11 protein-coding genes and 1 tRNA gene are annotated in these 12828 nt (G+C 72.6%); 3 read left to right on the top strand and 9 right to left on the bottom strand.

Annotation, left to right across the window (positions count from 1 at the left end; translation table 11 throughout):
* Positions 1–25 precede the first annotated feature (25 nt).
* The 7 genes from hpnC to OG550_RS30690 all read right to left on the bottom strand — a co-directional run bounded on the left by hpnC (position 26) and on the right by OG550_RS30690 (position 6840).
* Entirely contained in the window at positions 26–955 is a 930-nt protein-coding gene (hpnC, locus tag OG550_RS30720; RefSeq protein WP_327683041.1) for a squalene synthase HpnC, read from the bottom strand.
* Positions 956–1295: 340 nt separating this feature from the next.
* Positions 1296–2072, bottom strand: coding sequence for an ABC transporter ATP-binding protein (locus OG550_RS30715; RefSeq protein ID WP_327684266.1), 777 nt, complete (start codon positions 2070–2072; stop codon positions 1296–1298).
* A 61-nt stretch (positions 2073–2133) separates the two neighbouring features.
* Positions 2134–3069: an ABC transporter permease gene (locus OG550_RS30710; protein WP_327683039.1), complete on the bottom strand. Its 936-nt coding sequence runs from the start codon at positions 3067–3069 to the stop codon at positions 2134–2136.
* Positions 3070–3256: 187 nt separating this feature from the next.
* The gene (locus OG550_RS30705; RefSeq protein WP_327684264.1) at positions 3257–4102 is read right to left on the bottom strand and encodes a glycosyltransferase family 2 protein; all 846 of its coding nucleotides are present in this window, start codon (positions 4100–4102) and stop codon (positions 3257–3259) included.
* 104 nt (positions 4103–4206) lie between these two features.
* The gene (locus OG550_RS30700) at positions 4207–4944 is read right to left on the bottom strand and encodes a CDP-alcohol phosphatidyltransferase family protein (protein WP_327684262.1); all 738 of its coding nucleotides are present in this window, start codon (positions 4942–4944) and stop codon (positions 4207–4209) included.
* Between the two features lie 91 nt (positions 4945–5035).
* Entirely contained in the window at positions 5036–6097 is a 1062-nt protein-coding gene (locus tag OG550_RS30695) for an iron-containing alcohol dehydrogenase family protein (protein WP_327683037.1), read from the bottom strand.
* The gene (locus OG550_RS30690; RefSeq protein ID WP_327683035.1) at positions 6085–6840 is read right to left on the bottom strand and encodes a phosphocholine cytidylyltransferase family protein; all 756 of its coding nucleotides are present in this window, start codon (positions 6838–6840) and stop codon (positions 6085–6087) included. The genes OG550_RS30695 and OG550_RS30690 overlap by 13 nt, the downstream gene beginning before the upstream one ends.
* 595 nt (positions 6841–7435) lie before the next feature.
* On the opposite strand from OG550_RS30690, the gene idi reads away from it, so the two are divergent.
* Positions 7436–8017 carry an isopentenyl-diphosphate Delta-isomerase gene (idi, locus tag OG550_RS30685; protein WP_442906193.1) on the top strand — a complete coding sequence of 194 codons (582 nt, stop codon included), beginning with the start codon at positions 7436–7438 and terminating at the stop codon, positions 8015–8017.
* Positions 8018–8077: 60 nt separating this feature from the next.
* Here the strand turns inward: idi and OG550_RS30680 are convergent, their stop codons facing one another.
* Complete coding sequence (locus OG550_RS30680; protein ID WP_442906192.1) at positions 8078–8605, bottom strand: ATP-binding protein; 528 nt, start codon at positions 8603–8605, stop codon at positions 8078–8080.
* Positions 8606–9151: 546 nt separating this feature from the next.
* Between OG550_RS30680 and OG550_RS30675 the strand changes: the two genes are divergently transcribed.
* Positions 9152–9236, top strand: a tRNA-Leu gene (locus OG550_RS30675).
* A gap of 282 nt (positions 9237–9518) precedes the next feature.
* Positions 9519–11210, top strand: coding sequence for an APC family permease (locus OG550_RS30670; RefSeq protein ID WP_442906102.1), 1692 nt, complete (start codon positions 9519–9521; stop codon positions 11208–11210).
* Positions 11211–11336: 126 nt separating this feature from the next.
* On the opposite strand, the gene OG550_RS30665 is transcribed toward OG550_RS30670, so the two are convergent.
* Entirely contained in the window at positions 11337–12338 is a 1002-nt protein-coding gene (locus OG550_RS30665) for a class I SAM-dependent methyltransferase (RefSeq protein ID WP_327683030.1), read from the bottom strand.
* Positions 12339–12828: the final 490 nt, after the last annotated feature.

Raw genomic sequence — 12828 nt, 5'->3', positions numbered from 1 at the left:
AGTGGTGATGCCGCCACTCGGGCGTTCACCTTCCCTTCGCGAAGATGGCCGCCGCCTTCGCTGCGAGGCGGCGCTTGTCAGGCTTCGCCTGCTGGGCGAGCACGTCGTACCCGGCGGCCTCGACGGCCGCCAGGGCCGCGTACCCGCCGGCGGTGAATCCCGCCAGGAGCAGTCGAAGCCTCCCCCGAACCGTACCTACCAGGGGCGCGCCCCGGTCGAGCAGGGTCCGGGCCCGCTCCGCCTCGAAGGCGATCAGCTCGCGGACGGGGCCGCCGGCGCTCGGCGCGGCGAGGTCGGCCTCGGTCACGCCGAACCGGTCGAGGTCCTCGGCCGGCAGGTAGATCCGGCCGCGGGCGAGGTCCTCGGCGACGTCCTGGAGGTGCTCGACGATCTGGAGGGCGGTGCAGACGGCGTCGGAGAGGGCGATCCGTTCGGGGGTGGAGACCCCGGCGATGGCCAGCACCAGGCGGCCGACCGGGTCGGCGGAGAGCGTGCAGTAGTCGGCGAGGTCCTCGTAGCGGGCGTACCGGGCGGTGGTCTGGTCCACCCGGTTGGCCTCGATCAGGCGGCGGAAGGGCTCCGGGGTCAGCCCGTGCCGGTCCAGCAGGGGGACGAGGGAGCGCATCAGCGGGTGCCGGGGGGCCTCGGCGGTCCGGGGGTGCAGGGCGCTCTCGAACGCCCGGTCGAGGTCGTGCTCCAGCCCGTCCAGCAGTGCCAGCCGGAACGCGGTCTCGGCCGGACCGGGTTGCGCCGAACGGGTCACGGCGGGGGGCGGTCCGGCCACCCCGAGCAGCGCGGCGGTGCCCGCCGGGTCGGCGAGGTCGCCGTCCCCGGAGTCGTCCACCAGCCGGGCGAAGCCGTACACGGCCATCAGGTCGTCGCGCCAGGCGGCGGGCAGGAAGAACGGGGCGACCGGGAAGTTCTCCGCGCTCGCCTTGTCCAGGGTCGCCCCCACGGGGCTCGCCGCCGGGCCGTCACCGGGGCGGGGTTCACTACTGGGCTGGGCCGAAGCCGACACTGCTGTCACTCCCCCGTTCTACACCGATCCACTCGTCGGCCCGAGTCGGACACGCGTCCGACCACGGGAGTCACGTCCGGCACACCACCCCCGCGCCTACAGCCTGACACCAACGGCCGCGCCGGAGAAGAGCGCCTCGCCCGGCGCACGGGGCGCTCACCCGGGCGGCGGCGGGCCACCCGGGGCACGACCGGCGGACCGGGGGCGCACGAACGACGGGAGGGCCGGCCCCGGATCAGCTCCGGCGGCCGGCCCTCCCTCGGGGTCCGGTGCGGCGTTACGGGCGCTCGCCGCGCTCGTAGCAGCCGACGACCAGCTCGGTCGGCCCGTCCATGATCAGCTCGCCGGCCTCGATCCAGATGGTCCGCTCGCAGGTCTCGCGGATCGAGGCGTTGTCGTGGCTGACCAGGAAGACCGTTCCGGCGGCCTCCCGCAGCTCCTTGATCCGCTTCTTGCTGCGCGCCTGGAAGGCCTGGTCGCCGGTGGCGAGCGCCTCGTCGATCAGCAGCACGTCGTGGGTCTTGGCCGCGGCGATCGCGAACCGGAGCCGGGCGCCCATGCCGGAGGAGTAGGTGCGCATCGGCAGCGAGATGAAGTCGCCCTTCTCGTTGATGCCCGAGAAGTCGACGATGTCCTGGTAGCGGCTCTTCACGTCGGCCGGCGACATGCCCATCGCCAGGCAGCCGAGCACGACGTTGCGCTCGCCGGTGAGCTCGTTCATCAGCGCCGCGTTCACGCCGAGCAGCGAGGGCTGGCCGTTGGTGTAGATGCCGCCGCTCTCGGTCGGCAGCAGGCCCGCGATGGCCGCCAGCATGGTGGACTTGCCGGAGCCGTTGGAGCCGATCAGGCCGATCGCCTCACCCTTGTACGCGGTGAAGCTGACGCCGCGCACGGCGTGCACCTCGCGCACGCCGGCGGAGCGCTTGCGGCTGATGATCCGGCTCAGCGCGGACGTCGCGCTGCCCTTGCCGGAGCCGGCGCCGTGCACCCGGTAGACGATGTGGACGTCGTCGACGACGACGGTGGGCTCGCGGGCCACGTCGGCGTCGAAGATCGGACGGGTCTTGGGCAGGTCGCTCTTGCCCTTGCCCAGCGCGCTCTTGCGCAGGTCGGTGTCAGCCACGGCCGTACTCCTCCTCGGCCTTCCAGAAGAAGACGTATCCGATGACCAGCATGCCGACGCCCCAGGCGATGCCGTACTTCCACTGGTGCGGCGGGAACTCCAGGAACACCGCCTCGTGCTTGTTGTACATGACCGGTGCCAGCGCGTGGCGGACCAGGTCGATGTAGACGGAGGCGGGGTTGATCTCCATCACCGTCTGCCAGAACGGCGGCCATTCCTTGATCTTGTCCTGGATGCTGTACATGACGCCGGACAGGAAGAGCCAGGCGCGCATCGCGAACGGGATCAGCTGGGAGATGTCGCTGGTCTTGGCGCCGATCCGGGCGAAGATCAGGGCGACACCGGTGTTGAACATCGACTGCAGCAGCAGCGCGGGGATCACCAGGATCCAGGTGCGGCCGGGCGTGATGCCGTTCGCCAGCACCACCACGAACAGCACGACCATCGAGATCGCCAGCTGCTGGAGCTGGATCAGGGTGAACGAGATCGGCATCGAGGCGCGCGGGAAGTGCAGCGCCCGGATCAGGCCGAGGTTGTCAGCGATCGCCCGGGTGCCGGACTGCACCGCGTTCTGGGTGAACTGGAAGATGAAGACGCCGATGCACAGCCACGCCACGTAGTACGGGTTGTCGTCCTTGTTGGCGAGGATCTCGCCGAAGACCAGGTAGAACACCGCGCAGTTGAGCAGCGGCGTCACGACCTGCCAGATCTGACCGAGCTTGGCATCGGTGTACTGGGCCACCAGGCGCGCGGTGGCGAAAGCCCAGATGAAGTGGCGCCGGGCCCACAGCTGCTTCGAGTACGCGAACAGGCCCGGCCGTCTGCCGCTGACCGACAGGCCGTACTTGTCCGCAAGCTGCTTGGGGGTCAGGCCCGTGTCCGCCCCCCTAGGGGCTGAGAGGCTGACGGGTTCACTCACTGTCGACACATTCGTCCTTCGCGCGGGATCGGGGTCGGGGCGAGCCGGTCGGCGGGGGTCCGCCGGCCTTCCGCCGAGGGGGATCCACTCGGATCTCGGGGGGAGTCCGGCCGGTGGGTGATCACCGGCCGCGGCGATCGGCCGCCGTACTTCCGTACGGCCGTCCGATCCACCGACCGTACGGTCATCGGACGGATCAGATGACCGGCGGTCGGCCCAGCCTGGTCAGTCGCCAAACGGTACGCCATCGCATGGGCCGCCGCGTACCGCAGGGTTCGCGCCAGCCCGCCCGGAACCCGCCCAGCCAGGCCTTCAGCGCCTCCGGGGAGGGGCGGCGGGCCACGGTCAGCAGGAACCAGGTTCCCAGATAGAGAGGCACGAACAGGGCCGGAAGGTTCCGCCTGGCGAGCCAAACCCTGTTCCGGGCCACGTTGTGGAAGTAGGAGGCGTGCCGTGCGGGCGAGGTGGTGGGGTGGTGCAGCACCACGTCCGCCCGGTAGTCGATCGCCCAGCCGGCGTCCAGCGCACGCCACGCGAGGTCGGTCTCCTCGTGGGCGTAGAAGAACTCGGCGGGCAGCTGGCCGGCCTCGTCGAAGACGGCGCAGCGCACGGCGCTGGCACCGCCCAGGAAGGTGGTCACCCGGGACGAGCGCAGCGGGTCGCTGGCGCGCAGCCTGGGCACGTGCCGGCGCTGGGTGGCGCCGGTGTCCGGGTCGGCGATCCGGAAGCTCACGATGCCGAGCTCCGGGTCGCCGGTGAAGGCCTCGCGCAGCAGGCGGGCCGCGTCGGTGCCGGGCAGCCGGCCGTCGTCGTCCAGGAACAGCACCGCGTCGACGTCCCGGCCGTTGCGGCCGAACAGCTCGATGCCGACGTTGCGCCCGCCCGGGATGCCGAGGTTCTCCGGCAGCTCGACGGAGCGCACGTCCGCGGGGAGCGGGGGCAGCGGGGCGCCGTTGGCGACCACGGCCAGCTCGACGGCCGGGCCCTGCTGGGCGCGGACCGACTCGATCAGGGCGGTCAGCTCGGCCGGGCGGTTGCCCATCGTGATGATGACCGCGCCGAGCCGGAAGGCGTCCGCGCCGGGGGCGCCCCCGGCGCCGGGGGTCCGCCGGGGGCCGGGGCCGCCCTGCTCCACGTCCGCGGCGCTCACCGGAGCCTGCTCGACAGGACGATGCTCAGCAGGTGCAGCACGGTCTGCAGCATGGCGATCGCGGCCAGCACGACCACCGCGAGCCGGGTGAAGAAGAGACCGCCCTGGACGGCGTCCGCGACGCCCGCGGCGAGGATGAACAGCGAGGCCTCGACCGCGCCCACCAGGCGGTGGAACTTGAGGACGGAGGCGGCCCGGCGGGCCTTGGCGACGCCGGACGAGCGCGGCACCGAGGCGCTGTCCTCGACCGCCGTCATGCCGCTGCGGGCGCGGGCCACGTCGACCAGGTCGGTCTCCGACTTGATCAGGATCGCGCCGAGCGCCGCCAGCGTGCCGAGGAACGCCCACTCCCAGTGCGAGGCCGGGCCCTCCCGGTGCAGCAGGTCGGTGCCGCGCAGCCCGAGGCCGGTCAGCAGAGCCGCCTCGGACATGTAGTGGCCGACCCGGTCCAGGTAGACGCCGGTGAGCGAGGTCTGGCGGCGCCAGCGGGCCACCTCGCCGTCCACGCAGTCCAGCAGCAGGTAGACCTGGATGAGCACGGCGGCGAGCACCGCACCGGCGAGGCCCGGGAGGACCAGCGCCGCGCCGGCCAGGATGCCGGTGAGCATCATCAGGTAGGTCAGGCCGTTGGGCGTGATCGCCGTCACGGTGGAGAGCACGCGGGTGATCCGCAGCGAGATCCTCCGCATGTAGAGCCGGCCGGCCCAGTGCTCGGCGCTGCGGCGCTGGAGCATGCCCTCCGGGTGGATCACCGCGCGCAGCTCCTCGATCGAGGGGCGGCGGGTCAGGTCCACCGGCGGCGGCGTGGAACCCGCGGCGGAGCGGTCAGCTGTTGACGGCTTGGACATAGTCGGCGTACGCGTCCCTGATTGCGGAAGGGGAGAGGTCGAGGTGTTCGAGGATGGTGAAGCGGCCCGGGCGGGTGTTCGGAGCGTAGTGCACCGCCTCGGTGAACTCCGTCTCGGTGAAGCCGATCTGAGCGGCGGTCACCGGCAGTCCGTGGCGCGCCAGGCGCTCCACGATCAGACCGGTCAGCTCGCGCTCGCCCCGCAGGAAGCTGGCGAAGGCGGCACCGAGGCCGACCTGTTCGCCGTGCTGGGCGGACCGCTTGGGGTACAGCACGTCCAGGGCATGCGAGATCTCGTGGCAGGCCCCCGACGAGGGCCGGGTGCTGCCGGCGATGTTCATCGCGATGCCGGACAGTACCAGTGCCTCGGCCAGCGCGGTGAGGAGGTCCCGGTCCTGGATGCCCCCCGGGTGCCGCAGCAGGTTCTCGCCGGCCGAGCGGGCCATCGCGACGGCCAGGCCGTCGACCGGCTCGCCGGTCTCGGCGTGCGACAGCTCCCAGTCGGCGCAGGCCGAGATGTTGGAGACCACGTCGCCGATCCCGGCCGCGACGAAGCGCGGCGGGGCGTGCCGGATCACGTCCAGGTCGATCACGATGCCGATCGGGCTGGGCACCCCGTAGGAGCCCTTCCCGGCGTCGTTGTCGAGGGTGGAGACGGGCGAGCAGATGCCGTCGTGGGCCAGGTTGGTGGGGACCGAGACCAGCGGCAGGCCGACCCGGGCCGCGGCGTACTTGGCGACGTCGATGATCTTGCCGCCGCCCAGCGCCACGATGGTGTCGTAGTGGCCGCCGCGCATCGCGTCCGCCAGCCGTACCGCGCTGTCGATGCTGCCGTCGTCGACGCTGTACCAGTCGGCGCCGGGCAGCGCCGGCTCCAGTCGCGCGCGCAGCACCGCGCCCGAGCCGTTGCTGATCGCCACCGCGATCCGGCCCGAGGCGGAGAGGCGCTGGTCCGCGAGGATGCCGCCGAGCGCGTCCAGCGCGCCCGGGCGGATCTCGACGAAGACCGGCGACGGCACCAGCCGGGTCAGTACTGGCACGCGATCTCCCGCGCCTTGGCCAGGTCCTCGTGGTTGTCGACCTCGACCCAGGACACCTCGCCGATCGGCTGGACGTCGATCCGCAGGCCGCGGTCGACCATCTCCTGGTAGCCGTCCTCGTAGTAGAGCTGCGGGTCGCGCTCGTAGGTCGCGCGCAGCGCGTCGGTGAGGTCGGCGGCGGCGGCCGGGTTGATCACGGTGACGCCGATGTACTCGCCGGTCGCCTCGGCCGGGTCCATGAGCTTGGTGATCCGGCGCATCCCGGTGGCCGGGTCGACGACCACCTTCATCTCCTCGTCGGCGAGCTTCTTCACCGTGTCGAGGGCGAGCAGGATGCCGGGGGCCCGGCCCGCGGCGGTCAGCCGCTCGTTGCCCTCCAGCATGGTGCGCTGCACCGAGACCGGGTGGACGGTGTCGCCGTTGGCGAGCAGCAGGCCCTCGGCGAAGAGGTCACGGGCGCACCAGAGCGAGTAGGCGTTGTTCCACTCCTCGGCCTTGTCGTTCTCGACCAGGGTGAGCTTGACGCCGTACTTCCGCTCCAGGGCGGCCTGGCGGTCGCGGACCGCCTCCTTGCGGTAGCCGACGACGATCGCCGCCTCGCGCAGGCCGACCTCGGCGAAGTTGCCGAGGGTGAGGTCCAGGACGGTCCGCTCCCCGTCGACCGGCACCAGCGCCTTCGGCAGGGTGTCGGTGTACGGGCGCAGCCGGCGGCCGGCGCCGGCTGCCAGAACGAGGCCGATCATGCGTGGTCTCCTGATCCGTCGTGCTGTGCGCTGCCGCGCCAGGTACCGGTCCGCGGGACGGCAGGGCCGGCCCCTCCGGGTGGCGCGCCGGGGCCGCCGAGATGCGGCCGCCGTGTCCTATGTGATGGTAGGCGACCGCGGCGACCAGCCCGAACGCGGCCGGGGGGCTGCGCGGCGCACCGGGCGGGCTGCGCCCGGGTGCGGCGCGGGGCGGTGCGGGGTGCCGTGCGGGGTGCCGTGAAGAAGGGGTGGAGCCGCGGTGCGCGTTCCCGGCCGATCGGGCCGATCGGGCCGCGAAGTCGAACGCCGACCGAACAGGTTCCGAACGGTTCTGCTATTCCAACGCCCTCGCACGGCCCGTAGACGGTCCCGGACGGTCCCGATCCCGCCGGTTGTGCGTGGGACCCCATCGCACTGCCACCCGTACGGCAGACTTGACCGCGACGCCACCGGTGCCGTGGTTGCTCCCAACGCTCCCGAAGCTTCCGAAAGAGGCCTCATGCCCCAGAGTCTGCCGACCGACCCGACGCGCTTCGCCTCGGACGCCACGGAGATCGGGACCGGTCTCGACACCGGCCTCGACACCGGTCTCGACGTGGAGACCGACGTGGCGACCGGTGCGGATTCCGCCGGCGCCCCCGCCGAGATCCTGCTGGAGCTGGTCGACGACGAGGGCGTGACGATCGGCACCGCCGAGAAGCTCTGGGCCCACCAGCAGCCCGGGCGGCTGCACCGCGCGTTCTCGGTCTTCCTCTTCGACCGGCAGGGCCGGCTGCTGCTGCAGCGCAGGGCCCTCGGCAAGTACCACTCCCCCGGCGTCTGGTCGAACACCTGCTGCGGGCACCCGTACCCGGACGAGCCGCCCTTCGTGGCCGCCGCCCGGCGGACCGCGGAGGAGCTGGGGGTCGCCCCGGCGCTGCTCTGCGAGGCGGGGACGGTCCGCTACGACCTGCCGGACGAGGCGTCCGGGCTGATCGAGCGCGAGTGGAACCACCTGTTCGTCGGCCTGGCCACCGAGCCGGTCCGGCCGAACCCCGACGAGGTGGACGACTACGCCTTCGTCACCGCCGCGGAGCTGCGCGAGCTGGAGGCGGAGCGGCCGTTCTCGGTGTGGTTCCGGACCGTCTTCGACGCCGCGCTGCCGGGGATCCGGGAGATCGCCGGAAACGACTGGTAGGACGCGGCGCCCGGGAGGACGCGGTCACCGGGACGGGCGCGGCCCCGGACGGCGGCCGCGTCAGTCCCGGCCCCTCCCCCGGTCCGGGTCCCTCCGGGGGAGGGGCAGCGAGGCCCAGATCACCTTGCCGCCCTCCCCCGCCTGCTCCACGTCGCAGACGCCGCCGGCCTGCAGCGTGACGCTCTTCACCAGCAGCAGCCCGCGCCCGCCGGTCCGCCCGGTGTCGGTCTCCAGGGCCTTCGGCCGGTAGGGGTCGCCGTCCTCGACCGAGACCCGCACCCAGCCGTCCTGGACCGCCAGCTCGGTGGTGACCTCCGGCGAGAGCTCCGCGGCGTGCGTGACGGCGTTGCCGACCAGCTCGGAGACGATCAGCAGCACGTCGTCCACCAGCTCCTGGTAGCGGATCTCCGCCATGCCCTGGGCCAGCAGCCGGTCCCGCACCGCGTGCCGGGTGCGCGGCACGGAGGCCTCCTCGGCCGGCACGGTGAACCGCCACACGCCCTCCGCGGGCCCGCTCCGGGCCGGTGCGCCGGTCGGCGCCGCGGCCGGGGCTCCGGCCCGTGCCGACGCCCGTACGGACGCGGCCAGCACCGCGCCGGCCAGTGCCGCCCCCGCCTCCAGCACCGCGCCGGCCACCAGTGCCGCCGCCCCGGTCTCCGGCGCGGGCGGGCTCGCGGGGTCGGCCAGCGGGCCGGGCACGGGGCCGGCGGCCGTCCCGGCGGGCCCGGCCTCCGCCGGCCCGGCTCCTCCCGTCCCGGCCCCTGCCGTCCTGGCCTCTGTCTCTTCCTCGCTGGTCTGCTCCACGTCCAGCCGCCCTTCGTCCGCGACCCCGGGAATCAGGCGTTCCGCTCATGGCGCCCTCGGTCCACAGAGGCTAGGAGAGGCGTCCCCGGGACCGTGGCACCGTCGACAACTTGCCCATGTCGGATCGCTCAAGACTGTTTCCGATCGTTCGCCACCCCCAAGCCGACCGCTTGCCGACCTCGAACCACCGGTTCGCGCACATCCGCGACCCGTCCCTGCCACCCCTCCCATCCCGACCGGGGAAACGCAGGTGAGAAGCACTCCGGAAGCCTGGTAATGTTCTCTCTGTCGCCGAGGGGGCGAGCAGAAAGCCCCCGAAGCACACACCCCGTCCGGGTGGCGGAATGGCAGACGCGCTAGCTTGAGGTGCTAGTGCCCTTTATCGGGCGTGGGGGTTCAAGTCCCCCCTCGGACACCGAAAATTCCCCTTGGGAACTCGAAAGAGTACCCAAGGGGAATTTCTTTTTTCCCGGCCCGGCCCGGCGCTCCCAGCCCTGTCGGCGCCGTCGGCGGACACCCCCGCCGGAAGCCGGTGACGACCCCCGCCGAATATCCGGCCCCGGGACACGGGATGGCAACGATCAACCGATTTGCGGCACATCTGAGGTTGATCTGAGGTTTGGCCCGTTTTCGCCCCATAAGCTGCTGTCCGTTTGTCCGGAAAACCGACGAGATGACGAGACAGAGGACCGATACGTTGAGTGAGCGCGAGTCGACGACGGCGTCCCATCAGAACTACCGCCGCTCGCTCGGCACCATCAGCCTCACGGCCGTCGGCCTGGGGTCGATCATCGGATCGGGCTGGCTGTTCGGCGCCGAACGGGCCGCACGGCTGGCCGGGCCGGCGTCGATCGTCGCCTGGGTGATCGGAGCGGCGGTCGCGCTGACCATCGCGCTCACCTACAGCGAGCTCGGGTCGATGTTCCCCAAGGCCGGCGGAATGGTCCGGTACGGCCAGTACTCGCACGGTTCGCTGGCCGGGTACCTGGCCGCCTGGGCCAACTGGATAGCCATCGTCTCGGTGATCCCCGGCGAGGCGACCGCCTCGGTGCAGTACATGAGCTCCTGGGACTTCGACTGGGCCAAGGGCCTCTACGACGGGCGGGAACTCTCCCTCAGCGGAGTGGCCCTGGCCAGCGTGCTGCTGGTCGGGTACTTCGCGCTGAACTGGTTCGCCATCACGCTGTTCGCCAAGACCAACACGGCGATCACGGTCTTCAAGGTCGTCGTCCCGACGCTCACGGCCGGCGCGCTGCTGCTCGCCCACTTCGACACCGCGCACTTCACCGACCACGGCGGCTTCGCGCCGAACGGCTGGAGCGCGGTGTTCACCGCGGTCGCCGTCTCCGGCATCGTCTGGGCCTTCAACGGCTTCCAGTCCCCGCTCAACCTGGCGGGCGAGGCCCGCGACCCCGGCAAGTCGCTGCCCAAGGCCGTGATCGGCTCGATCCTGATCGCCCTGGTGATCTACGTCGCCCTGCAGATCGCCTTCCTCGGCGCCATCCCGTCGGCGGACCTGTCCGACGGCTGGAGCAACCTCGCCTACACCTCGCCGCTGGCCGACCTGGCCATCGCCTGGGGCCTCAACTGGCTCGCCCTGCTGCTGTACGCGGACGCCTTCGTCTCCCCCAGCGGCACCGGCATGATCTACGCCGCCACCACCTCGCGGATGATCCACGGCGTCCAGGAGAACGGCCACCTGCCGTCCGTCCTCGGCCGGGTCGACCGGAAGACCGGTATCCCGCGTCCGGCCCTGGTGCTCAACCTCGTGGTCGCCTTCGCCTTCCTCGCGGTCTTCCGCGGCTGGGGCTCGCTCGCCGAGATCGTCTCGGTGGCCACCGTGATCTCGTACATCACCGGCCCGGTCGCCGTGATGGCGCTGCGCCGCCTCGCCCCCGAGCTGCCGCGCCCCGTCCGGCTCCGCGCGATGCCGGTGATCGCGCCGGTCGCCATGATCTTCGGTTCACTGGTCCTCTACTGGGCCCGCTGGCCGCTGACCGGCAAGGTCATCCTGCTGATGGCCGCCGGCCTGCCGATCTGGGCCTGGTACGAGCTGCGCAAGCCGTTCGCCGAGCTGAAGCCGCACCTGAAGGCGGGCGCCTGGATGATCGCCTACCTGTTCGTGATGGCCGCCGTCTCGTGGGCCGGCTCGACCGAGTTCGGCGGCGAGGGCTACCTCCCCGAGGGCTGGGACCTCCTGGTCGTCGCCGCGATCGCCCTGGCCTTCTACGCCTGGGGCGTCCGCAGCGCCTGGGCCAACCCCTCGCTCGACGCCGTGAAGCGCGAGCTGGCCGCCGAGGCGGCGGCCGAGGCCCGCGAGGCCGGGGCCGGCGAGGCCGAGGCCGGGACCGGACTGCCGCGCCAGGCGGGCGAGACCTCGCGGGTCTGACGCACGGAACACGGAACGCCGCGGTCCGACCACGGCACGCAAGGCTCGAAGCGCCGGCCGGGACTCCTCCCGGCCGGCGCTCGCGCGTTCCCCCGGGGGCGGGCCCCGGACCCGCCGGCCGGCGGGTCAGTCGCGGCGGGCGCGGCGGATGGCGGAGGTGACGACGGGCGGGAGGAGGTCGCCCGCCACCCGCTTGGCCACGTTGGCCGGGCGGCGGCGCTCGGCGGCCCTGGCCCGGCGTTCGGTCAGGTCGAGAACGGCGGCCTCGCGCTCCCGCTCCGCCTCGTGGAGGGCCTCCCGGGCGGCGCGTTCGGCCTCGCGGCGTTCGGCCTCGACGGCCAGCCGGGCGTAGTGGCGCGAGACCGGGAACGGGGCGGCGCCCTCCGAGCTGCCCGCCACCCTCACCAGCCGGTGCCCGGCCAGCGCCTCGCTGGAGATGTCGCAGTGCGGGAGGGTGCCCCGGCGGGCCAGCAGGTCCCGCTGGGCGGCGCCGGGGTCGCCCCAGGTGCCGTAGAACTTGGTGTCCGTGAGGACGACCGGCTTGAGCCCGTGGTTGAACACGGCCTCCCAGGTGGCGGCGGCCACACCCGGGGTGTGCGCCGAGCGGTAGTCGTCCATGACCACCACGCCCTGCGGGGCCAGCGCGGTGCGGGCCACCTCCAGGTCGGGGGCCACGTGCTCGTAGAGGTGCGAGGCGTCGATGTGGATGAAGCGGAAGGCCCCGGCCGGGAGGCGGCCGCCGGCCAGCGCGGAGGTGGGCGCCTGGACGATCTCCGGCAGCCGGTCGTGGAACGAGAGGTAGTTCGCCTCGAAGGCCGTCCGGGTGAGCGACTTGCGGTAGGACATGTCCATCTCGGCGGCGTTCTCGTCGTCCGGCGCGTCCGAGTCGAACAGGTCGCAGACCGTGAAGCCCTCCCCGGGTTGCAGGTGGGAGCCGATCACGATGGCGCTGCGCCCGAGGTAGGCGCCCATCTCCAGCAGGTCGCCGCGGAACCCCGCGGCCTCCTGTCGGCCGAGGAACCACTCGAAGAGGTGACGGTCGTGGTCCCAGAACCAGCCGGGGACGTCGTCGAGCACGGCGGGCTCGGCGGGTCGCTGCTGCTCGGTGCTGAGTGCGGTGTCGGTCACGAGGTGGCTCCTCACACGGTTCGACCGGCCGTCGGCCGCGCTCCCTGTCCCTGGAGCGCCGCTGCACGTCGGTGACGGATCTCCGCCGGTTCGCCGACCGGGCCGGACGGTGAACCGGGCGCGAACGCGGCTCGACCTGCGGCCAACGGTAGTCCCGGGCGCCGGAGTTCGCCGCAATCTACCGGTCACCCGGCGGAGTTGGAGAGAGCTCTGCACGGAGAATTTCGCCGTCCGGCTACTTGGTCGACGAACCTGATCGATCACGTTCGGACAGCGGTGGAGCGTTCGTCCATAGTGCCGCCCGTTCGCCCGATTTGTCATCACCACGGACGACGGCCTTCACCCTTTCGGCGGGCGGGCGCGCCGACGGCCCAGGCGGGGCGGGGGCGAGGGGGCCGGGAGGGGACGGCCCGGGCGGGGCGGGACGGGGGCGGGTCACCCGTCGTGCGCACGGCCGGGTCCGCGCCACGGCGGGCCACAGGGGGCTGCG

It is taken from the genome of Kitasatospora sp. NBC_00458 (assembly GCF_036013975.1).
Taxonomy (GTDB): Bacteria; Actinomycetota; Actinomycetes; order Streptomycetales; family Streptomycetaceae; genus Kitasatospora.
This window is presented reverse-complemented; position numbering and strand designations above follow the sequence as displayed.